The sequence below is a fragment of the Schaalia meyeri genome, assembly GCF_900105015.1.
GTDB classification, from domain to species: Bacteria; Actinomycetota; Actinomycetes; order Actinomycetales; family Actinomycetaceae; genus Pauljensenia; species Pauljensenia meyeri.
Genome location: NZ_FNLK01000012.1, coordinates 20,405 through 42,850 on the forward strand (window position 1 = coordinate 20,405; position 22,446 = coordinate 42,850).

The 22,446-nt window shown below is 66.1% G+C and carries 21 protein-coding genes; 14 read left to right on the top strand and 7 right to left on the bottom strand.

Features of this window, described 5'->3' with window-relative positions; translation table 11 throughout:
- A complete protein-coding gene (locus BLT68_RS05540) occupies positions 1-750 on the top strand; it encodes an ABC transporter permease (RefSeq protein ID WP_050694367.1) in 750 nt (249 codons plus the stop codon).
- A 104-nt stretch (positions 751-854) separates the two neighbouring features.
- Positions 855-1,391 (top strand): hypothetical protein, encoded by a 537-nt coding sequence (locus tag BLT68_RS05545; RefSeq protein ID WP_082175810.1) that lies wholly within the window; start codon positions 855-857, stop codon positions 1,389-1,391.
- Positions 1,392-1,444: 53 nt separating this feature from the next.
- Here the strand turns inward: BLT68_RS05545 and pgi are convergent, their stop codons facing one another.
- The 3 genes from pgi to BLT68_RS05560 form a co-directional block, all read right to left on the bottom strand.
- The gene (gene pgi, locus BLT68_RS05550; protein WP_050694366.1) at positions 1,445-3,124 is read right to left on the bottom strand and encodes a glucose-6-phosphate isomerase; all 1,680 of its coding nucleotides are present in this window, start codon (positions 3,122-3,124) and stop codon (positions 1,445-1,447) included.
- Between the two features lie 141 nt (positions 3,125-3,265).
- Complete coding sequence (locus tag BLT68_RS05555; protein WP_050694365.1) at positions 3,266-5,521, bottom strand: 6-phosphofructokinase; 2,256 nt, start codon at positions 5,519-5,521, stop codon at positions 3,266-3,268.
- A gap of 296 nt (positions 5,522-5,817) precedes the next feature.
- Entirely contained in the window at positions 5,818-6,087 is a 270-nt protein-coding gene (locus BLT68_RS05560) for a hypothetical protein (protein ID WP_050694364.1), read from the bottom strand.
- Positions 6,088-6,285: 198 nt separating this feature from the next.
- Between BLT68_RS05560 and pta the strand changes: the two genes are divergently transcribed.
- The 5 genes from pta to BLT68_RS05580 all read left to right on the top strand — a co-directional run bounded on the left by pta (position 6,286) and on the right by BLT68_RS05580 (position 11,144).
- A complete protein-coding gene (gene pta / locus BLT68_RS05565; RefSeq protein WP_050694363.1) occupies positions 6,286-7,767 on the top strand; it encodes a phosphate acetyltransferase in 1,482 nt (493 codons plus the stop codon).
- Between the two features lie 96 nt (positions 7,768-7,863).
- Complete coding sequence (locus BLT68_RS05570; RefSeq protein WP_074633250.1) at positions 7,864-9,063, top strand: acetate/propionate family kinase; 1,200 nt, start codon at positions 7,864-7,866, stop codon at positions 9,061-9,063.
- A gap of 202 nt (positions 9,064-9,265) precedes the next feature.
- Entirely contained in the window at positions 9,266-9,952 is a 687-nt protein-coding gene (locus BLT68_RS05575; RefSeq protein ID WP_232618710.1) for a DUF3800 domain-containing protein, read from the top strand.
- A complete protein-coding gene (locus BLT68_RS09535) occupies positions 9,865-10,221 on the top strand; it encodes a hypothetical protein (RefSeq protein ID WP_408641281.1) in 357 nt (118 codons plus the stop codon). Before BLT68_RS05575 ends, BLT68_RS09535 begins: the two co-directional genes overlap by 88 nt.
- Before the next feature lie 167 nt (positions 10,222-10,388).
- On the top strand, positions 10,389-11,144 hold the full coding sequence (locus BLT68_RS05580; protein ID WP_050694361.1) for an NAD-dependent protein deacylase: 756 nt from the start codon (positions 10,389-10,391) through the stop codon (positions 11,142-11,144).
- A gap of 577 nt (positions 11,145-11,721) precedes the next feature.
- On the opposite strand, the gene BLT68_RS05585 is transcribed toward BLT68_RS05580, so the two are convergent.
- Together BLT68_RS05585 and BLT68_RS05590 are read right to left on the bottom strand one after the other, a co-directional pair.
- Complete coding sequence (locus BLT68_RS05585; protein ID WP_050694360.1) at positions 11,722-12,621, bottom strand: diacylglycerol kinase catalytic domain-containing protein; 900 nt, start codon at positions 12,619-12,621, stop codon at positions 11,722-11,724.
- Position 12,622: 1 nt separating this feature from the next.
- Positions 12,623-13,633: an SPFH domain-containing protein gene (locus tag BLT68_RS05590; RefSeq protein ID WP_074633252.1), complete on the bottom strand. Its 1,011-nt coding sequence runs from the start codon at positions 13,631-13,633 to the stop codon at positions 12,623-12,625.
- A 104-nt stretch (positions 13,634-13,737) separates the two neighbouring features.
- Here BLT68_RS05590 and BLT68_RS05595 point away from each other — a divergent pair, with 104 nt between their 5' ends.
- The 7 genes from BLT68_RS05595 to BLT68_RS05625 all read left to right on the top strand — a co-directional run bounded on the left by BLT68_RS05595 (position 13,738) and on the right by BLT68_RS05625 (position 21,159).
- Entirely contained in the window at positions 13,738-14,493 is a 756-nt protein-coding gene (locus BLT68_RS05595) for an NUDIX hydrolase (protein ID WP_050694358.1), read from the top strand.
- 21 nt (positions 14,494-14,514) lie between these two features.
- Positions 14,515-16,620 (top strand): NAD(+) synthase, encoded by a 2,106-nt coding sequence (locus BLT68_RS05600; protein ID WP_074633253.1) that lies wholly within the window; start codon positions 14,515-14,517, stop codon positions 16,618-16,620.
- 158 nt (positions 16,621-16,778) lie between these two features.
- Positions 16,779-17,771: a siderophore ABC transporter substrate-binding protein gene (locus tag BLT68_RS05605; RefSeq protein WP_050694356.1), complete on the top strand. Its 993-nt coding sequence runs from the start codon at positions 16,779-16,781 to the stop codon at positions 17,769-17,771.
- 60 nt (positions 17,772-17,831) lie between these two features.
- On the top strand, positions 17,832-18,851 hold the full coding sequence (locus BLT68_RS05610) for an iron chelate uptake ABC transporter family permease subunit (RefSeq protein ID WP_050694355.1): 1,020 nt from the start codon (positions 17,832-17,834) through the stop codon (positions 18,849-18,851).
- Positions 18,848-19,897, top strand: coding sequence for an iron chelate uptake ABC transporter family permease subunit (locus BLT68_RS05615; RefSeq protein ID WP_050694354.1), 1,050 nt, complete (start codon positions 18,848-18,850; stop codon positions 19,895-19,897). The genes BLT68_RS05610 and BLT68_RS05615 overlap by 4 nt, the downstream gene beginning before the upstream one ends.
- Positions 19,894-20,649 carry an iron ABC transporter ATP-binding protein gene (locus tag BLT68_RS05620; protein ID WP_050694353.1) on the top strand — a complete coding sequence of 252 codons (756 nt, stop codon included), beginning with the start codon at positions 19,894-19,896 and terminating at the stop codon, positions 20,647-20,649. Before BLT68_RS05615 ends, BLT68_RS05620 begins: the two co-directional genes overlap by 4 nt.
- A 135-nt stretch (positions 20,650-20,784) precedes the next feature.
- Complete coding sequence (locus BLT68_RS05625; protein ID WP_050694352.1) at positions 20,785-21,159, top strand: hypothetical protein; 375 nt, start codon at positions 20,785-20,787, stop codon at positions 21,157-21,159.
- A 73-nt stretch (positions 21,160-21,232) separates the two neighbouring features.
- Here the strand turns inward: BLT68_RS05625 and BLT68_RS05630 are convergent, their stop codons facing one another.
- Together BLT68_RS05630 and BLT68_RS05635 are read right to left on the bottom strand one after the other, a co-directional pair.
- The gene (locus tag BLT68_RS05630) at positions 21,233-21,595 is read right to left on the bottom strand and encodes a cupin domain-containing protein (RefSeq protein WP_050694351.1); all 363 of its coding nucleotides are present in this window, start codon (positions 21,593-21,595) and stop codon (positions 21,233-21,235) included.
- Positions 21,592-22,413: a class I SAM-dependent methyltransferase gene (locus BLT68_RS05635; protein ID WP_050694350.1), complete on the bottom strand. Its 822-nt coding sequence runs from the start codon at positions 22,411-22,413 to the stop codon at positions 21,592-21,594. The genes BLT68_RS05630 and BLT68_RS05635 overlap by 4 nt, the downstream gene beginning before the upstream one ends.
- Between the last annotated feature and the right edge of the window lie 33 nt (positions 22,414-22,446).

The window sequence follows — 22,446 nt, forward strand, 5'->3', positions numbered from 1 at the left end:
ATGCGCACCTTCATCCAACTGTGCCGCGTCACCGCGATGCGCGTGCTCCGCGAGCCAATCACCGTCATCTTCGCGGTTCTCTTCGCCCCCGCCTTCATCGGGTGCATGGGCCTCATCTTCGGCAACACCCCCGTGCCCGAGTTCGGCGGCAAAGGGTTCCTCGAAGCGAACTTCACGGCGTTCCCCGGAATCGTCATCGCGATCACCGCGCTCATCATCGTCCCCGTAGACCTGGTGACCCAGCGAGGCGCGGGCGTCCTGCGGCGCTTTTGCGCCACCCCGCTGAACCCTGCCCTCTACCTGGCCGCCGACGTCGTTTCCCGGATGGCCCTGGGCCTGGTGTCCTTCGCCGCCATGTACGCGATCGCGATCCTCGGCTTCGGGGTGAAGCCCGCCTCGGCCGGGTCCTTCGTGTCGTCCCTGGTCGCGACGATGCTGGGGCTGGCCGCCTTCTTGGCGCCGGGCTACCTGATCGCCGGACGATTCCGCAACGTGGGCGCAGCCCAGGGACTGGGCAACCTCCTCATGTATCCGCTGATCTTCACCTCCGGGGCTGCGGTACCCCTGGCGATGCTGCCGCCCAAGATCCTCTCGGTCGCAAAGTACTCGCCGATGACGCAGCTCACCTACCTCACGCAGGGCCTGTGGGCAGGCGAGGGGTGGGGACATCACTGGGCAGCCGCTGTGGTCCTGGTGGGCTTCGGTGCCGTCTGCGCCGCCGCGGCGGCGCGCTTCTTCCGCTGGGAGTGAGGTCCGGGTGGGGGGCGGACACCGCCGCCCCCCACCCAATCCAGGTCAACGCGCCTTCCGTCCGGTCCTTGAACCGGCAGCCACCGCCCTTTAGTCTTGAGGGCATGAGTTCTCGGACGGAGCGCGGCCCAGCGCCCGGACGCTGGGCGCGCATCGCCTGCTGGACGGCCTTCATCTGCGCCCTCCTGCCCGTGGCGTGGAGGCTCGCGATGCTCTCCGGCGTGGACCTCGGTTTTTCCCAAGCAGACTTCTTCAGGTCCAGCGCCACGGCCACCGCCTACGTCCTGGGTCTCGAGGCCATCCAGGTGCTCGCCGGCGCCTCGTGCCTCGGGCTCATCCGTCCCTGGGGCGAGCGGGTGCCCCGCTGGGTGCCGCGCCTCGGCGGGCGCGAGATCCCCCGGCTCCTCCCCCTCGTGGTCGGCGGGACCGGCAACGCCCTGCTCTACTACATCAACGGCACCCTGGCGATCAGGTTCGGCGCCGTGTGGCTGGGCCTGACCGAGGGGCGGACACCGGCCGACGGAATGAACCACTGGCAACTGGCCATCCTGGTCGCAGCCTACGCCCCGATGCTGCTCCTGTGGGCTCCCGCCCTCACCGTCGGCCTCGTCGGCCACTGGCGCAGACGGACCCCGCGATAGGAATAGAGGGGGCCGCGCCTTCGGGCGCGGCCCCCTCCTCGTGCTTGAGAAGACTACTTCGTGCGGTGAGCGCGGTAGTACTCGATGAGCGCGCGCGTGGAGGCGTCCTGCGAGTCCAGAGCCCCGGTGTCCCCCTCGATCGCGGGCATGATCTGCTTGGCCAGGACCTTGCCCAGCTCAACGCCCCACTGGTCGAAGGAATCGATGCCCCACACGGCGCCCTCCACGAAGGTGACGTGCTCGTACAGGGCGATCAGCTGCCCCAACACCGAAGGGGTCAAGGCGGGCGCCATGATCGAGGTCGTGGGCCTATTTCCCGTGAACACGCGGGCAGAAACGACGGCTTCGGGGGTGCCCTCCGCGCGCACCTCCTCGCTGGTTTTGCCAAAGGCCAGGGCCTTCGTCTGTGCAAAGAAGTTCGACAGGAACAGCTCGTGCATGTCCGCGTCTCCGTCACCCAGCGCCCAGGTCGGGTTCGCGAAAGCGATGAAGTCGGCGGGAACCATGCGGGTGCCCTGGTGAATCAGCTGATAGAAGGCGTGCTGGCCGTTCGTGCCGGGCTCACCCCAAAAGACCTCGCCGGTCTCGTAGGTGACGGGGCTGCCGTCGCGGCGCACGGACTTGCCGTTGGACTCCATGGTCAGCTGCTGCAGGTATGCGGGGAAGCGGTGCAGGTACTGGGAGTAGGGCAGGACCGCGTGCGTGTCGGCCCCCAGGAAGTTGGAATACCACACGTTGAGCAGGCCCATGAGCAGGGGCACGTTCTTCTCGGGTGCGGCCTCAACGAAGTGACGATCCATCGCGTGGAAGCCTGCGAGGAAGTCGGAGAAGCCATCGGGGCCGATCGCGATGGCCAGGGAGGTACCCACCGCGGAATCCACGGAGTAGCGCCCGCCCACCCAGCTCCAGAAGCCGAAGGCGTTGCGCGGGTCGATGCCGAAGTCCGCGACCTTATCCAGGGCGGTGGACACGGCCACGAAGTGCTTGGCGATCGCTTCCTTCTCGGAGGCATCATCGGTGACGATGCCGCGCTCGCGCAGCGCGTCCAGCAGCCAGGAGCGCACCACCTTCGCGTTGGTGATGGTCTCCAGGGTGGTGAAGGTCTTGGACGCGACGATCACGAGGGTCGTCTCGGGATCCAGATCCTTCGTGGTCTCCCCCGCGTCGGTCGGATCGATGTTAGAGATGAAGCGGCACTCCAGGCCGGCCTGCACGTAGGGCTTGAGGGCCTCATACGCCATGACGGGACCCAGATCCGACCCGCCGATGCCGACGTTAACGACGGTCGTCACGGGCTTTCCCGTCACGCCCTTCCACTCCCCGCTGCGCACGCGGCGCGCGAAAGCATAGATCTTATCCAGCTCGGCATGGACGTCCGCGACCGCATCCTGGCCGTCGACGGTCAGGGAATCCGAGGCGGGGCGGCGCAGCGCGGTGTGCAAGACAGCCCGGTCCTCCGTGACGTTGATGTGCTCGCCCGCAAACATGCGGTCGCGCAAATCGGTGACACCCGTCTGCTCTGCGAGCGCCAGAAGGTGCCCCACCAGCGTGGGGCACACGAGATTCTTCGACAGGTCAACGCGAAGATCAGCCGCGTCGAAGGTAAACGTCTGGGTGCGCGTGGGGTCATCCGCGAACAGCTTGCGCAGATCGGGATCGAAGTTGTCGGCCAGCTGGTCGAGCGTGTCCCACGCGGGGGTCATCGTCGGGTCGATCACGGGGATATCACTCATGGGGTCTCCTGACAGTCGAGGTAGGTTCCCACCCATTTTAGCGGGGGATAGCCCGGCGGTCACCCCCGTTTCCCCGCCCCGAATCGCCGGGCCGTGGCCCCGCGGAGAACCACGGCCCGGCGATGGGGATGTCCAGGAGCCTCACTCCGCCGGATCGTCGATGTGGATCGGCAACGCCTCAATCCCCGGGTTCTGCAGGGACACGATGCGCTGGACGGGAACCATGTCGCGCCACCACTGGACGAAGGGGCGACGGTTAGAGATATCCAGGTCGTCGAACATGTTCTTCACGGGTCGGGCCTCGGTGGCGTTGCCGACCTGTCCGATGTAGTAGGCGCCCCGGTCCCCGCGCTCGAACTGATCCACGAGCTGCACGAACGCGTGGCTCACCAGGCGGGTGGCCAGCAGGCGATCGTAGGGCGAGGGCGAGCCGCCCTGCTGCAGGTGGCCCAGCGCCATGTGGCGCACGTCGTAGATCCCCTCGGACTCCGCGTTAAACACGTCGGCCAGGAACTCGCGGTCATAGTACTGGGACGCGGACTCGTTGACGAGCGTCAGGAAGAGGCGACGACCCGACTTGAAAGAGCTCACCATCCGCTTGGCGTCCGCGGCGATCTGCTCGAGGGCGGGGCTGTCCTCGTTCATGTACATGTACTCCGCGCCCGTCGACAGCGCGCTCATCAGGGTCAAGTAGCCGCAGCGTCGGCCCATCGTCTCGGCGATAAAGCAGCGCTTGGACGCGGCCGCGCTCTCCTTGATACGGTCGACAGCCCACGTCGCGTTGTTAATCGCCGTGTCCGTGCCGATCGCGAGCTCGCAGCCCGGCAGGTTGTTATCGATCGACGCAGGGATCAAGAGCATGGGGATCTGGAACGCCGGGTAGCGGTCCTTTTCCGAGGTGATCGCGTGGACACCCAGGTAGGCGTTCAGGCCGCCGATCACGAGAAGCGCGTCGATGGAGTTGCGCTCAATGGCGCGACCCAGCGCGTAGTACTGCTCAACCGGGGGCACGTCTCGCTTCGTGCCCAGCTCGGCACCGCCCTTGAAGGCCCAGCCTTCGACGTCCGACCAGCTCAGAGTACGCACCCGATCATCCGCGAGGCCGCTCCACGATCCGTCAACACCCAGCATTGTCCAGCCGCGCGCAATACCGAGGCGCACAGCCACGCGCGCCGCCGTGTTCATGCCGGGTGCCAATCCTCCGGCATGCAGGACCGCGACGCGCTTCGTTTCTCCCGTGGGCTCGGGAGTGAGCTGCGGGGGCGTGGACAACACCTGGTTGATGCCGACCATCGACGAGAAGGACGTGCCCCGCGAAGCCTGGGCAGCCGCGTAGTCGCCGGCGGCGATCAGATCCTTTACGGCGCGCGTGTCGCGAACCGCCTTCATGAGGGGGATTCGGGTAATACGGTTGTGGCGCACCCCCAGGATGATGGGCTCGTCCTCGCCCGTGCGCTGCAGGATTTCCTGGACAGCCGCGTAGCCGAGCAGGGTCGACATCCACCGGTCGTAGGCGGATGGTGTGCCGCCGCGCTGCACGTGCCCCAGGATGGTCACGCGGGCGTCCTCACCCGTGCGCTCCTTGATCGTGTCGGCGATCAGCTGGGTCGACAGTTCGTTCCCGTCGCGGTCGCGCGCCCCCTCAGCCACCAGGACAATCGATTCGCGTCGCCCGGCCTCGCGACCCAGGCGCAGGTGCTCCGCCAGGTCGTCCTGCCAGCCCGGGCCCGCCGGGTCCTCCGGGGTGAACACGTAGTCAGCGCCGCCCGCGACGGCCGCCATGAGCGGCAGGTAGCCGCAGTGGCGGCCCATCACCTCGACGACGAACGTCCGCTGATGCGAGGCCGCCGTGCTGGTCAGCTGATCGATCGCGTCCAGGATGCGGTGCAGCGCGGTGTCCGCGCCGATCGTCATGTCCGTGCCCACCATGTCGTTATCGATCGACCCCACCAGCCCAACGACGATGAGGTCCGGGTGGGCGAGAGCCTGCTCCTGCGAGATAACGCCTTCGGCGGCCAGCTCGCTCACGTGCTGGCCCCATTCGCTGCGGAACTCGTCTGTGCCCGACAAGGAGCCGTCGCCACCGATCACGACCAGGTGATCGATCCCGTGCTCGAGAAGGTTCGCGGCCGCGCGGTGGCGCCCCTCGTACGTGCGGAAGCTGGCGCTGCGGGCCGTGCCGATGACCGTGCCTCCCTCGGCGAGGATAGAGGACACATCCGACCATTCCATCCTTTTAATGGAATCGCCGCCGTCGCAGGCGCCCTGCCACCCCTCAAGGATCGCGTAGGGCTGTGCGCCCCTGGCCAGCGCCGTGCGTACGACGCCGCGAACGGCCGCGTTCATTCCCTGGGCGTCGCCGCCCGACGTGAGGACACCGATACGGACTGTGCTCATGTTTCTGCCATCTTTCATTGACGGAGCGGGCCGTGGCGGCCCGGGGGGCCTATCGTCATCAATTCTACGTCACACCGCATCCGCGCACCAGGGGCTCACTCCCGGGCAGCACCGGCGATACGCGCGGTTGCCAATTACCGCCGACACACACCGCGTGGATCCCCGGGGCGGCAACCATCTCGTTGCCGAGCGTGAAGACAGAGCCCGCCCACCGGATCGCAGGGACGTGCAGGCCGCGTTTTAAGATGATCGCAGGACAGATCACCGATCCGACACAGAATCAACGTTTCCGCGCGTCAGTGCACTGCCATCGTCGACACGTAGGGAGACAGATACCAGATGGCCGCGGCCAGAATCGCGTACACGAGCGCGTCGACCAGGCGCCCCCGCGAGGCAAACCATGGGCGCCCGGGCGTCCACAGGCGCAGCCCACCCATGCCGACCAGCACCGCTACTAGCAGCATGACCGCCCGATGACGGTGATCCGTCGCCGCCAATGCGATGACACCGAGGACGCCCCCCGCACTCAGGGCGCAGCCAAGCCACGCGCCCAGTCGGGCGCGCACACTCCCATCCTCATTCTTCACGCCCACTACCCTAGCGCACGAGTGCCCGCATCCAGGCCGCCATGCACGCACCGTACCCACGTGCCAGGCCGCTGTCCTGTTCCACGGGACGGACACGAAAAGGACGCGAGCGGGTTTAGGATAGAGACGAAGGTCCCTGCGACCACGTTTTATTTCTCGCATTGAAGGAGCATTCGAGTGTCCCGTTTCATCGTCGTCGCCCCCGGTTCGTCGGAGGCTGCCGCCCTCGCCACGGAAGAGCTGGCCCGCGTCCTTACAGTCGGCACTCGCGTTGACGCCCTGGCTGGAACGACCGCCAGCGATGCCGCCCTGCACCCCGCCATCGCCCTACCCGCGGCGGTCGAAGCCATCCGCGCGGTCGGCGACGACACACTGATCACCCCCGCGCGCGAGGGCTCGAACCGCTCGTTCGACCACGTGTCCTGGAACCTCGCCGTCGCCGCCTCCACGCGCGCCGGCGTCATCCTCGCCTTCGACGCCGAGGGTGCCAGCCCCCAGCTGCTGGCCGAAGAGATCGCCGCCGCCCGCAGCCGCGCCGAGGCCGCGTCCGCCAGCGTCGTGGCCGTCGTCCTGACCGGTGGTGCCCCCGACATTGACGGCGACCTCCCCGTCTTTGCGCTGCCCCTGTCCGACGAGGCCGCCGCGCACCTGCGCGATTGCCCCCGGCCCACCGCCGTCACGCCCATCGCCTTCCAGGCCAACCTCATCGAACGCGCGCGCGCCGACCGTAAGCGCATCGTCTTGCCCGAACCCGACGATGACCGCGTCCTGCGGGCAGCGGCCCAGGTCCTCGCCAGCGGCATCGCCGACATCACTTTCGTCGGGGACGCCGACTATGTCGCCAAGCGAGCGGGCGAACTCGGCCTCGACCTTCGCGCCGCCCGGGTGGTGAGCGTTGACGACCCCGCGTACCGCGAGCGCTACGCGGAAGAGTTCGCGCGCCTGCGCGCCAAGAAGGGCATCACCCTGGAGCAGGCGCGCGACAAGGTTGCCGACGTGTCCTACTTCGGCACGATGATGGTCCACATGGGCGACGCCGACGGCATGGTCTCCGGCGCGGCCCACACCACCGCCCACACCATCGTCCCCTCCTTCCAGATCATCAAAACCGCCCCCGGCGTCTCCGTCGTCTCCTCTATCTTCCTCATGGCCATGAAGGACCGCGTGTGGGCGTTCGGCGACTGCGCTGTCAACCCCAACCCCACGCCCGAGCAGCTGGCCGACATTGCCGTCACCAGCGCGCGCACCGCCGCTCAGTTCGGCGTCACCCCCCGCGTCGCAATGCTGTCCTACTCGACCGGCACCTCCGGGTCCGGCCCGGACGTGGACGCCGTCGTTGAGGCCACGCGACTGGCACGCGAGAAGGCCCCCGAGCTGGCCATCGAAGGCCCCATCCAGTTCGATGCGGCCGTCGATGCGGCCGTCGCCTCTAAGAAGCTGCCCGGTTCCGAGGTCGCCGGAAAGGCCACCGTCTTTATCTTCCCCTCCTTGGAAGCCGGAAACATCGGTTACAAGGCCGTCCAGCGTTCCGCCGGAGCCGTCGCCGTCGGCCCGGTCCTGCAGGGCCTGAATAAGCCCGTCAACGACCTGTCCCGCGGCGCCCTCGTCGAAGACATCGTCAACACCGTTGCCCTGACCGCCGTCCAGGCGCAGGGCTAAACGGGACTATCGTCTCGGGGTCCGGTTACTATTGACGTGTAACCGGGCCCCGGCCTCATTCTTTACTTTCACCTACCTCTCGCGAAAGGCGAACCCGTGTCCGCATCCTCCGTCCTCGTCATTAACTCTGGTTCTTCCTCCATCAAGTACCAGCTCGTCGACCCCGAAACGGGTGACGCTATCGCCAAGGGCATCGTCGAGCGCATCGGCGACGCTATGGGTCTCATCAAGCACGTCCACGGCGATGCCGTGACCGAGGAAGAGATTCCCGTGCCCGACCACACCGTCGGCATGCGTGAGGTCCTGCGCCTCTTCGACACGGAGGGCCCGACCCTGGCCGAGGCGGGCATCGTCGCCGTCGGCCACCGCATCGTTCAGGGCGGCCGCTACTTCGATGGCCCGGCGCTGATCACCGACGAGGTTCGTGACCTGATCGAGCAGCTGTGCCCGCTGGCGCCCCTGCACAATCCGGCCCACCTCAAGGGCATCGACGTGGCGCGCAAGCTCATGCCCGACGTCCCGCACGTCGCCGTCTTCGACACCGCGTTCTTCCAGGGATTGCCCGACAAGTCCGCGCTGTACGCCCTCGAGTCCGAGACCGCCGAAAAGTATTCGGTGCGCCGCTACGGCGCCCACGGCACCTCCCACCAGTTCGTGTCCCAGGAAGTCTCTCGGATGCTGGGGCGGACAGACCTCAAGCAGATCGTCATGCACCTGGGCAACGGCGCCTCCGTTTCTGCCGTGAAGGGCGGCCGACCGATCGACACGTCCATGGGTTTGACCCCTCTCGAGGGCCTCATGATGGGGACCCGCACGGGCGACATTGACCCGGCCGCGGTGTTCCACCTGCAGCGCGTCGCCGGCATGAGCGTCGACGAGGTTGACACCCTGTTTAACAAGAAGTCCGGCTTCAAGGGTATGACCGGTGAATCCGACATGCGCAGCGTGCGGGCGATGATCCGCAACGACGACGATCCCGTGGCCCAGAAGCGCGCTCGTACCGCGATGGACGTCTACGTTAACCGTCTGCTGAAGTACGTGGGTTCCTACACGGCCGAGCTGGGCGGCCTGGACGCCATCACCTTCACGGCCGGCATTGGCGAGAACGACGCTGAAATTCGCCGCGAACTGGCCGAGGCGCTCGCCCCCTTCGGCGTCAAGATCGACGGTGAGGCGAACAAGGTTCACAGCGGTGATCCGCGTGTCATCTCGACGCCGGATTCCTCGGTGACGCTGATCGTCTTCCCGACCAACGAGGAGCTGGCGATCGCCCGTCAGGCGCTCACTTTCGCCTGATTGTTCCAGTGCCCGGGCCCGGGGTTCCCGCGTGGAGCCCCGGGCCCGGCGCGTATCCCGCGTCTGCATTGACTATCTGATCGGGCAGGAGTACGGTCGGTACCGGTAACGGCGAGCAAGTCCTCGCAGAGTGCCAATCCGCGGACCCACGCGCGCACATGTTGCGGCGTGGGTCTTTGCGTCTATCTCAGTGAGGAGGAGCATGCTCATCGCCTACATTGACGAGGTCGGAGAGGCCGGCGCATTCGTTTCAAAGGACCACAGGAGATTCAAGATGTCCCCGGTCTTTGGCTATGCGGGTTTCGTCGTTCCAGAACAGTATGTCCATGCCTTGTCTCGCGATGTTGCGACAACCAAACAGCGATTCCACTCACTCCTTTGCAGAGAAGGACAGGGCATAGAAGGCACATACACCCCTACATGGGAACGCAAGGGGTCCGATCTGCTGAGCAAACATGCAATGGGACGCGCAGGTCGGCAGGAAGTGATTGAGCTCTGCTCACTCCTTGCGAGGATATCAAGCAAGTATGGCGGTAAGCTCTTCTACTTCGTCCGAGAAAAACCTATCGGCTCGCCCGGACAGGTGTGGGGGCGAGACACTGGGCACAGCTGGGAAGCCAAGAGGGAAGAAAGAACTCTTGAGTGCCTCAGCGAGGCAATCAACCGACTCTGCACGTATGCCGAGCACGAGGATCAAAACATCCTACTCTTTCAGGATATGTGGTCAACGAAAATGAACGCTACCAGCAAGTTCGACGCAGCTACGCCCACATCTACAGTCGTATCAGAGCACACCAGGAGATGCGTCGTATCCTCGAAGCCCCTGCATATATCGACTCAGAACTCTCCACGAACATCCAGTGCGCTGATTGGATCGCGGCCCTCATAGGCCGCGCATGCGATTACCAGCTGATTCGTAACAGCTCCTACAAATGGGTGGCGGAGATCTTTTTCAGTTATCTTCGCGGCGATTTCACATACGAATCAACACTCCACTTTCATATGCGCAGTATCGATAACATCCACAACAGCAAGATTCTCGATAGAGCTAGGCCCCTTTTCGACACACTCACTGGCATGTCTCCCGAGAATCTGCAGCGCCTCCAACTGGTGCACGCTCGCGCGAGTGCTCCCAGCCAGATTAGACCGTCATCCTGAGCAACAGATGACATTTCCCGGCACACAGAGGCTCTCGCCAGGAGCTGGCGATCGCCCGTCAGGCCCTCACTTTCGCCTGATTGTTCCAGTGCCCGGGCCCGGGGTTCCCGCGTGGAGCCCCGGCCCGGCGCGTATCCTGGGTGGGTAGCAGAGGCAAGGAGGTTCTCATGCCCGGCAACGTATCCACGCTGGCCGATTGGATAGCGACCTCCCCGTCCACCGTGTTTTTCGGCGGCGCGGGGGTGTCAACCGAGTCGGGCATCCCGGACTTTCGGGGCGCGAACGGCTTTTACTTTCAGGAGCGCGAGATTCCGCTCGAGCAGGTCCTGAGCATCGACTTCTTCGCCCGCCACCCCGAGGCGTACTGGCAGTGGTTTAACGAGGTGCACCGGCCGGTGGAGCCCAATGGCGCGCACGCTGCGCTGGCCTCGCTCGAGGCAGCCGGGTGCGTGGACGCGGTCGTCACCCAGAACATCGACGGCCTGCACCAAAAGGCGGGGTCGCACGCCGTGTGGGAGTTGCACGGCAACTGGGAGCGCCTCGTGTGCACCGGGTGCGGGGATGTCCTGCCGCTGGGCGAGGCGGTCCGCACCGACACTGATCCCGTGCCCGCCTGCCCCTCGTGCGGCGCACAGATGCGCCCGGACATCGTCATGTACGGAGAGGCCCTGGACCCGGGCGTCATCGAGGGCGCTGTCGCCGCCATTTCGCGGGCGTCGCTGCTGATCGTGGCGGGCACGTCGCTCGTGGTCTACCCGGCCGCCGGCCTCATCAACTACTTCTCCGGCGACCACCTGGTGCTCATGAACGCCACCCCCACTTCCGCCGACGCACACGCCGACCTGATCATCCGAGACCCGGTTGCCCGCATCTTCGACCGCGTGATGGAGGCCCTGCGCGCAGATGGCGTGGTCTCCACGTAAGGTCCTGTCGCACGGCCTCGCCGGCGCACGCGCGGATAGCTTAGTTGCCCATCCGCATGCTCGCAGTCTATCCGCAAGCAGGTAGGGCACTGCGTCATCGCCCGCTTGCGCGCGCCACCGCGAGCATTCCAGCCTTCACCGCTTCCATCCGCGCCCTCTCCTCGGGGCTTAATCTGGCTCTTCCTCTCCCAGGTCCCTGCCGTCGCATTCGGCGGGATCAGGTGGGCGAAGAGCCTCCGTTTCTTCTCAGTAAAGCACTGCGATATTACTCGCACCTGATCACTCGAGATTACGAAGCCAGCGTAGCCGAAAGCCGACGATCCATTGTAGTTCTTATGTGTCTTACTGACAAACGCTCCCGCCTCGGCAACTTCGTCAAGATAAGCAACCAGCATCTGACCCCCTTCGGCTAGATAGACGGAAACCCACGCCGCAAGGGCGTGGGTCTTCGATGTGGCACTCTGAGCAATCGCCCCGTTACCAACCCCAATGGTACACAGACAGACGAGCTGTGTCCCTCGCGGGCCGCTGGAGCCCCTCGCATTACGAGCAAAATCTGACTGGAAAGGGATCACCCCTACCCCAGGCCCGCCGGATCGACGAGCGCCAGGGCGCGCGGCGCGCGGCAGACCCGCACCGCCTGCCCCCAGGTGAGGACGAGCCGGTCCGCCTCCATGCCGTCACCAAAGAGCACCAGGGATTCGGAGGCAACAGTGAGGCTCAGCTCCTCCCCCTCCCCCAAGATCCCCTCCGTGCACTCGATGCCCGTGTGGGGCGAAGGCCAGGCTTCGCGCACGAACCACGCCAGCGACCGGGAGGTCGGTCCTGGCAATTCCCCCATGTTGCGGCCGCGCCTGAGGGAGGCACCCCAGCCGGTTGCCCCGGTCCCCGTGCTAACGACGAGCCCGGAGGAGGACTGGCGCTCCACGCGAGAGCCGAGGGCCAGCTCGTATCGGGCGCTCTGGTGGCTTCGGTGCCCGATGAAGACCTCGTTGAGGGCGGTCAGCGACCGCGAATCATCGACCGTCGCACTCACCGTCGTCAGACGGTCGACGCTCAGCCGCCCCTCCTCGTCGAGGCGGCGACAGGCAGCCACCCCCTGATCGGGCGTACAGCGCACGAGCACGCCGGCGTTCGATTCGGGCACGGAATTGACCCCGACCACGACCTGGCCGCTGAGGTACTTGGCGACGTTGGCAACCAACCCATCCGGTCCGACAACAACGATGACATCCTCGGGCGCGAAGAGGAAGCGGCTCAGGGAGTCGCGTTCCACGTCGGCGCTGGCCCACCCCTGCGGGATCCCCGCCCGCACGCGGGCCAGGGCGCTCGCGTGCGACTCATGAGCACGCGAAACGGATTCGAGGGTGCGCCCGCGCGAGCGCAGGATGAACTCGACCTGGCCGCGCGTGGAGTAGCGGTCCATGAGCTCGTCGTACTCGGTGGGGCGGTGAACGATGACCGCTCGGGGGCGCATGCTACTCCCCCCGCTTGGCGGCGCCGGTGAAGGCGGAGAGGACGTCGGTGAGCATGTCGGGGGTGATGGTCAACGACCCGATGGAGGGCATGTTGTGGGCCATTTCCTTCAGGGCGAATGCGCGCACCACGTCGGGTCCGGCTTCGGCCAGGGCGCGGACGTAGGCCGCTTCGTTGGCGATCTTCGCACCGCCGACGCGCTTCCAGTCGTCCTCGTTGGCCTTGGCCAGGGTCTCGATACGCCGCGCCTCCGCTTCGACGGAGATGGCGTCTGCGGCCGCCTTTTCCTCGGCCTCACGCCGACTGTTATGCCCCTCCTGGTCGACCAGGTCGGCGCGCTTGCGCGCCAGGTCGAGCTTGGATTGCAGCTCATTTTCCGAAATCTGGGACTCACGCTCGACCGCGAGGGCCCGGCGCTCGTACAGGGCGCGGTCGGCCTCGGCCTGGAGTTGTTCGAGGAGCGGGGCACGCAGGGAGGATTCGACGCCTTCGTCGGGGCGCAGGGACATCAGGCGCGCGTCGACGACGGCGACGCCGGTGGCGCGCAGCTGATCGTCGCGCTCAAAAGCGAGGGCGAGGGCGGCGCCGACCTTGTTGAGCGAGCCGGAGATGGCCTCGGACAAAGGCATCGTCCCGATTGCTAAGGCCAGAGCGGAGCAGGCGAGCCGGGTGACCAGTTCGTCGATCTGCCACAGGCCCTGTGCATCGGTGGAGGCATCGCGCGGATAGAGCCCGAAGTCGTAGTGCCTGGCGGCGGCTTCGGGGTCCTCGATCCGGTAGGTGATGGACACCTGCGCGTTAACGTTCTGCTGGTCGCCGGAGGGGGTCTGGACGAGGAAGCTGTGGGCGCGGTCCGCGGTGGGGACCTCCGCGAGCGCGCACCTTCCAGCACGCAGCCAAAAGGACTGCCCGACGCCGGATCGGACGGTACGCCCGGCGCGGATCTGGACGACGTGGTCACCGGCGCCGCCCTGGTAGCGGATGACGAAGGGGTGGTGATGGAGGGTTCCCATGATGATCTCCTTGCTCGGGTGGCATCCCACTTGTTTATGTCACATCGACGATAATGCGTCATGTATTTAATGTCAAAACGACGTAAATAGGGTAGGGTGACTCCATGACCTCTCCGCTCACGTTCCCGATCACGGTCGATATCGTCGCCCTGACCGTGATTGACCACGCGCTGCACTGTCTCGTCGTGAGGCGAGGCATCGACCCCTACCGAGGACGCCTCGCCCTGCCGGGCGGCTTCGTGCGCGAGGATGAGCAAACCCACCAGGCGGCCGCTCGCGAGCTCACGGAGGAAACCGGCATCGCTCCCCCCGGACACCTCGAACAGCTGCGCTCCTACGGCCCCCTGGGCCGAGACCCCCGGGGTCCCATCCTCTCGGTCGCCTACCTGCTCCTCGCCCCTTCCTTTTCCCCCGCGCGCGCGGGAGGTGACGCCTCCGGCGCGCTCTGGCACCCCGTCGACGCGCTCCTGACACCCTCCTCGCCCCTCGCCTTTGACCACGCGGCCATCCTCGCCGACGGCGTCGAACGGGCGCGCTCCAAGATCGAATACTCCCCGCTGGCCACGTCGTTTTGCGGTCCCGAATTCACAATCACACAGCTTCGCACCACCTACGAAGCGATCTGGGGTTCCCCCCTGGACCCGCGTAACTTCCACCGCAAGGCAACCAAGACCGCGTCCTTTATCGAAGCGACCGGGGAAACGATCCGCGAGGGGGCCGGGCGCCCAGCTGCCCTGTACCGCCTGGCCCCCGGCGTCGATGAAACAGCCTTCGTCTTGGATCCACCCCTGCGCCGACCGGCCAGCCCAGCCCCGGCCTCGCAGGAAAAGGGCGCTCCCCCACCGAGTGCGCAACAATAGGGCCACAACCGAAGGAGAACCATGAACTTCCATTCCCTCTACGACCAGGGCTTCGCTCGCGTCGCCGCCGTGACCCTGCCCGTTCACCCGGCCCGCCCCGCCGAGAACGCGCGCGAGATCATCAACGCCGCGCGCGACCTATCCGAGCGCGGCGTCGCGCTGGCTGTCTTCCCCGAGCTAAGCGTCTCCGGCTACGCGATCGATGATCTGCTCCTGCAGGACGTACTCCTGGACCGCACCGAGGACGCCCTGGCCTCGATCGTCAAGGCCAGCACAAACCTGCTGCCCCTCATCATCGTCGGAGCGCCGCTGCGCAAGGGAAGCGCCCTGTACAACTGCGCGGTCGCCATCCACCGCGGGCGCGCCCTGGCCATCATCCCGAAGTCCTATCTGCCCAACTACCGCGAGTTCTACGAGAAGCGCCACTTCGTGACGATGCCGCCACGCGCGTGCGAGCGGGTCGAGGTCCCCTGGGGCGGCATCGATGAGGTTACGGGCACGACCGCGTGGATCCCCTTCGGACAGGTGCTGCTGGCCGCCGACGACGTGCCCGGCCTGACCGTCGGCGTCGAGATCTGCGAAGATATGTGGGTTCCCGTCACTCCCGGCGCCGAGCTGGCGCTCGCGGGTGCGACGGTGCTGGCCAACCTGTCGGCCTCCCCGATCACCGTGGGACGCGGCGCGGACCGCGAGCTGCTCGTGCGCTCTTCGTCCGCGCGCTGCTCGACGGCCTACGTCTACACCGCGGCGGGCCCCGGCGAATCCAGCACTGACCTGGCCTGGGACGGCCAGACCCTGATCTACGAGGCCGGGGAACCCCTGGCGGTCGGCGAACGCTTCCAGGCGGGCACCCACGCGACCGTGGCCGACGTGGACCTGGAGCGCCTGCGCACCGAGCGCACACGCCAGAACTCCTTCGCCGACAACGCCGCGCGCGTCTTCGCCGACAACGCCGCGCGCGTCTTCGCCGAGGAGTCGGGGGCGACGCCGCAGCGCGTCCACTTCACGCTCAACCCGCCGCGCAAGGACCTGGGGCTTCAGCGCCCGGTCGACCGCTTCCCGTTCGTGCCCGACGATCCGGCGCGCCTCGAACAGGACTGCTACGAGGCCTACAACATCCAGGTCGCGGGCCTCGTGCAGCGTCTGCGCGCGATCGGCAGCCCGAAGGTGATCATCGGCGTGTCGGGTGGCCTGGACTCGACGCACGCCCTGGTGGTCGCGGCCCGCGCGATGGACCTTTTGGAACAACCGCGCACAAACATCCTGTGCTACACGCTGCCCGGCTTCGCCACTTCCGAGCGCACGAAGACGAACGCGACCCTGCTATGCGAATACCTGGGCACCTCCTTCCAGGAAATCGACATCACGCCGACTGCGACCCAGATGCTGGCCGACATCGGCCACCCGTTCTCCGCGGGCAAGGCGACGTACGACGTGACCTTCGAGAACGTCCAGGCCGGCCTGCGCACCGACTACCTGTTCCGCCTGGCCAACCACCTGGGCGGCATCGTGCTCGGCACCGGCGACCTATCCGAGCTGGCGCTGGGCTGGTGCACGTACGGCGTGGGCGACCAGATGAGCCACTACGCCGTCAACACGGGCGTCCCCAAGACCATGATTCAGCACCTGATCCGCTGGGTCGTCTCCTCGGAGCAATTCGATGAGCGGGTCGGCGACGTTTTGCTGTCGATCCTGGACACGGAGATCTCACCGGAGCTGGTGCCCGCCAGGCCGGGCGAAAAAATGCAGTCCACGCAGGACAAAATCGGCCCCTATGACCTCCAGGATTTCACCCTGTTCCACGTGCTGCGCCGCGGCGCTCGCCCCTCCAAGATCGCGTTCCTGGCGGAAAAGGCGTGGTCGGACGCGTCCGTGGGCGACTGGCCGGCGGGCTTCCCCGAGGCCGACAAGACCGCCTACTCACTGGCCGAGATCGTCAAGTGGGAGCGCCTGTTCCTGCGGCGCTTCTTCTCCCAGCAGTTCAAGCGCTCCGCGCTTCCGAACGGCCCGAAGGTCATGGCGGGCGGTTCCCTGTCCCCGCGCGGGGATTGGCGCATGCCCTCGGATGCGTCGGGAGCGGATTGGGTCGCGGAGCTGGACCAGGCGGTCGAGGGACTCGTCGGCTGACCCGTCCCGGACGGCATCGAGGGGCAACTGGGTAAGACTGTTCACATATGCTGACGCGCCAGAAAACTACCGCTAGGGTTATTTCCTGTAGTTAGGTAAACCTACCTTTCTATCTGCCAACTTCAATGCAGTTTTCCACAGTTCTTACGGAGAAATTGATGTCTCGTACGACCACTTCCCTGGCCACCATTGCCACCATCGCCGCCCTCGGCCTCGCCGCCTGCTCCTCCGACACTCAGCCTTCTGCCGCCGCGTCAACCGAGCCCACCCAGGCCTCGTCGGTGTCGATCGAATCAAACGACGGTAACGTGGAGGTCAAACTGCCCGTCACCCGCGCGGCATCGCTGGACAACCGCACCTTCGAGGTCCTCCAGCAGTGGGGGGTGCCGCTCGTCGCGGCGCCCAAGAAGCTGATCCCCAGCACGATCACCGCCTTTAACGGCGAGGATGTGGCCGACGTGGGCTTACACCGCGACCCCAACCTGGAGGCCCTGGTCGCCGCCGAACCCGATCTGATCATCTCGGGCCAGCGCTTCACCAAATACGATTCGCAGATCAAGGAGCTCGCTCCCGACGTTCCGATGATCAACCTGGAGCCCCGCAAAGATCGCCCCTTCAACGAAGAACTCATCCGCCAGGTCACCGACCTGGGTAAGGTCTTTAACAAACAGACTGAGGCCCAGAAGCTGGTTGACGACTTCAACGCGTCGATTGAGCGCGCTAAGAAGGCCTACGACGGCTCGTCGACCGTCATGGCGGTCGACGTTTCCGGCGGGAACATCGGCTACGTCGCCCCCTCGAAGGGACGCACGTGGGGGCCCATCTTCGACATCCTGGGCCTGAAGCCCGCGCTTGAGGTTGAGGGCGCGACCGACTCACACACCGGCGACGACATCTCGGTCGAGGCCATCGCCGAGGCCAACCCCGCCTGGATCTTCGTCCTGGACCGCGACGCAGCCATCACCAAGGACGGGTCGAACACCCCCGCCGAGACCGTCATCTCGGGCAACGCCGTGCTGAGCAATGTCACCGCCCTACAGAAGAACCAGGTCGTGTACGCGCCGAACGACACCTACACCAACGAGTCGATCATCACCTACACGGAGATCTTCAACTCGATCGCAGATTCCTTCGAAAACGCGAAGAAGTGACCCGCTAACACGTCAGTGTGGGTGCCGCCTCAAGGGGGCGGCACCCACACCCCAGCTCCTATGACGCATTCCTCCCCCACCCCCGCACCCGGCGCCCTCAAGCGAGAGCCGACCACAGCTTCGTTCCAACGGCGCCCCCTCGCACTCGCGGCCGCGGCGCTCGCGGTCCTCGCCCTGCTCCTGCTGTCGCTTGCCACCGGCGAATACTCCATTCTCTCAGGGGATGACGGATCCCGGATATTTCTCGCCGTGCGCGTCCCCCGCACAATCGCTCTCGTCCTCTCGGGGGCCGCCATGTCGATGAGCGGCCTTGTGATGCAGTTGGTGACCCAGAACCGCTTCGCTGAGCCTTCCACGACGGGCACAACCGAATGGGCCGGCCTCGGCCTCCTCGCGATCATGATCGCCTGGCCGGGAGCACCGATCCTGGTGCGCATGACATGGGCGATCGCCTTCGCCTTCGTCGGCACCATGATCTTCTTCGCCCTCCTTCGCCGCATCTCCCTGCGCTCCTCCCTGCTCGTCCCCATCATGGGCACGATGCTGGGCGCCGTGGTCTCCGCGATCTCAACGTTCCTGGCGCTGGAGACCAACACGCTGCAAAGCGTCTCCGTGTGGTTCCAGGGATCCTTCACTTCCGTCTACGAAGGCCAGTACGAGGTCCTGTGGGTCGTCGCCGCAGTCGTCGCTATCGTCCTCGTGATGGCGGACCGACTCACCGCCGTCTCCCTGGGCGAGGACATCGCCGTGTCGCTGGGTGTCAACTACCACCGCATGGTGATGATCGCGACGGGGCTCGTGGCCATCGCGACTGGAGTCGTATCGGTTGTCGTCGGCTCGCTGCCATTCCTGGGGCTCATCGTTCCCAACCTCGTCTCCATGTCCATGGGCGACAACCTGCGTACGAACCTCCCATGGGTGTGCCTCGCCGGCGTCGCCCTGGTGACGGTCACTGACCTGCTCGCGCGCACCATCATCTCCCCCTTCGAGATGCCCGTGTCCGTGATCCTGGGGATTCTGGGCGCCTTCGTCTTTATCGGCCTCGTCCTGCGCCAAGCGCGAAAGGGGGCCACCCTGTGAGCACCTGCTCCGTCCCCTCCGACGCCGTCTCTCCCGCTGCTCCCAAGCGGCGCACCGGGGCGTTCATCTCCCCCGCTGCCTCCAGACGCTGGTGGCTCATCTTCGGCTGCGTGTGTGCCGTCGCACTCCTGGCGTGCATCGGGCTGATCGCGTGGAAGAACCCCGCACAATTCGGCACCCCCGTCTTTTGGCGCCTGGCACGCAGGCGCGCGTTCGCTGTCCTGGCAATCAGTATCGTCGCCGTGTGCCAGGGGATGGCAACCGTCGCCTTCCAGACGGTGGCCAACAATCGCATCATCACCCCCTCGATCCTGGGTTTTGAGTCCCTGTACCGGGCGATCCACACCTCCACGATCTTTTTCCTGGGTGTGGCCGGCCTCAACGCCTCCGCCACCGTCGGGAACTTCATCGGTCAGCTGGTCCTCATGGTCGCCCTGACGCTCGTGCTCTACTCGTGGCTGTTGACCTCCCAGCGCGCCTCAATGCACGCGATGCTGCTCATCGGCGTCATGCTGGGAGCAGGCCTGGGGTCGGTGTCAACGTTCATGCAGCGCCTGCTCACCCCCTCCGAGTTCGACGTGCTCACCGCCCGCCTCTTTGGTTCTATCGCCAACGCCCAGAAGGAGTACTACCCGATCGCGGTGCCGCTCGTCGTGATCGCGGCGACCGCCCTGGTACTCATGACGCGCCACCTGTCGGTGCTGTCCCTGGGCCGCGAGACGGCCACCAATCTGGGGGTGAACCACCGTCGAACGTCGGTCACAGTCCTCGTGTTGGTCTCGATCCTCATGGCCACCTCGACGGCCCTCGTGGGTCCGATGACGTTCCTGGGATTCCTCGTGGCAACGCTCGCCTACCAGTTCTCTGGCACGCACGATCACCGCTACATTTTCGCGATGTCCGTCGCGCTGGGCGCCGCGATCCTATCCGGCGCGTATTTCTTCATGAATCACGTGTTCAACACGCAGGGCGTCGTGTCCATCATCATCGAGTTCGTCGGCGGACTCGCGTTCATCATCACAATCCTGCGGAAGGGTCGCCTATGATCTCCATTGATTCCGTCGTCAAGCAGTACTCGCCATCGGTTCGCATCGGCTCCATCTCCCTGACCATCCCCGCCGGCGGAATCACCGCGCTCGTGGGTCCCAATGGCGCGGGAAAATCGACCCTCCTGACGATGATCGGTCGTCTCCTCGGCATCGATGAAGGCGTGATCGAGGTCGGCGGCCTGAACGTGGCCACGACGAAGTCGGCAGAGCTGGCGCGTACGCTGTCGATCCTGCGCCAGGAAAACCACTTCATCTCCCGCCTAACCGTGCGTCAGCTGGTTGGCTTCGGGCGTTTTCCTCATACCCGCGGGCGTCTGACCGGCGAAGACGAGGACATCATCGACCGCTACATCGGTTTTTTGGATCTGGAGGACCTGCAGGGGCGCTACCTGGATCAGCTCTCGGGGGGACAGCGCCAGCGCGCCTACGTCGCCATGGTACTCGCCCAGGAGACGGATTACGTGCTGCTGGACGAACCGCTCAACAACCTCGATATCGCGCGCAGCGTCGAGATGATGACCATGCTGGAGCGCGCCGCCCGCGAGTTTGAACGCACGATCGTGATCGTCCTGCACGACATTAACTTCGCAGCCCGCTACGCCTCACAGATCTGCGCGCTCAAGGACGGCACGGTCGCCTACGCGGGCACCCCGAGCGAGATCATGAAGGACGAGGTGCTCACCGCCATTTTCGACACCCCCGTGACGGTGATCCCCGGCCCGCAAGGTCCGATGGCTTGCTACTTCTGAGCCGCCGGGATCGCCTGCGGTTATCGCACCGTACGCCCCCACGCCATCGCGAGGCCGCCGCCCGGTAAAATGGGGTGGCAGCCCTCGCCGCAAGCGTGAAACGGCTGTGAAACAACTTCGTCCCTGGGGGTTCCCGTGTCAGTCGCACTGCTCCTCCTCTTCCTCCTCCTCTCCGTGACGCTCGTCGCGGGCGGGCTGTACCTCTTTGTTTCGGGCCTGACCGCGCGCGCGAACGCGTGTCGGCCTCCCCTGGGCCTGCGGCTACCCGGCGTCGAACACGGTTCCCGCGAGTGGGAGCGCGCCCACCGCAGCTCCTGGCCGATCCTCTTCGGCGGAGGCGTCCTGGGCACCGCTCACGCTCTCGCGCTGGCCGCGACGGCCCCCACGGCAGCGCATGCCTCCGTGGGGGCCGTTTTTGCCGTGTCGGGCGTTATCGTCGAGGTAGGCCTGTGGATGGTGGCCCGGGCGGCGGGTAAGGCGTCACTACGGTCGCGCGACACGAGCCGGTGACCGCGTGGCATAGCGGAGATGGCGTGGCGCGCCGCTTTCGAGGCGAGAAAGCCCAGGCTCCTCGGGCCAGTCCCTAGCGCTCGCGCTGATCGAGCATGTACAGGGCCAGCTTGGAAGGTTCGAGAGCGCGGACAGCGTGCGGCAGTCGCGTCCCGAAGTGGATAACGTCGCCGGGCCGCAGGACCACGGTCCGTCCGTCGGCCTCGATTTCGATCGATCCCTCCAGGGTGTGCAGGATGACGGGCATCGCAGCGGTGTGCTCGCTGAGAATCTCACCCGTATCGAAGCTGAAGAGGACCAGGCGGACGCCCTCGGCGTGCATGACCGTGCGCGAGACCGTGGCCCCCTCGTTGATTTGAACCATCGAGGCGACGTCCTGCAGGTCCGTCATGATGGGCGTGGGGACCTCAACGTTTGATTCGGGCGACAGGCTCATTGTTCCTCCATCGGTTTACGCGCGACGATCGCGACGCCACACAGATTACGGTCGTACTTTTTAAACGTGCGCGCCATCGACACGACGCGGCTGCGCAAATCCTTATCTCGCGCGATGTTGCGGATGATACGCAGGGCGCCGCCCAGCCCCTCGTCGGCGATCAGGCGCCCCGGTTTGAGCAGGGCCATCGGGGCCGTGCGGGTCTCTTCGACGACCAGGCCGGACTCTTCGAGGAATGCTCGCCAGTCGGCGACCGTCAGGGGCCTGGCGTTGACGTTAATGCTGCGCGCCAGGGCGCGGCGGATGTCGGTGGCGGCGTCATCTGCGATGTTGTTGGGCGTCATCGCCAGCTCGTGGATCACGTAGCGGCCTCCCGGACGCAGGATACGAGCGGCCTCGCCCGCGATGGCGCGCTTGGCTTTCTCTCCCTGCATGGTCAGCATCGCCTCGCCGACAACGACGTCCGCAGATTCATCCGGCAGTCCGGTCTCGGCGGCGTCCGCGTTGACGCAGCGGCCGACGCTCGAGACGATGGCGTCGACCCGCGCGGAGGCATTCGGATCGCGCTCGACGCCGACGTACGAGGCGGGGCCGACGGCGACGATCGCGGCGGCCGTAACGCCCATGCCGGGGGCGAATTCGACGACGTCTGCGCCCGGCAGGCTAGCGCGCTTCAGCGCCCAGGTGCTCAGGGCGAGCCCCCCGGGGCGCAGTACCTTCTTTCCGGCCCGCGCCAGCACCCAGTGGCCGGGCGCCTTGTCGACGGGCCGATCAGCGAAGGGAAGGGCCTCCGCCGGCATTTCTGCGTGAGTAACCATATACGCAAGTATAGCGTTAACTATTTCCCTGCG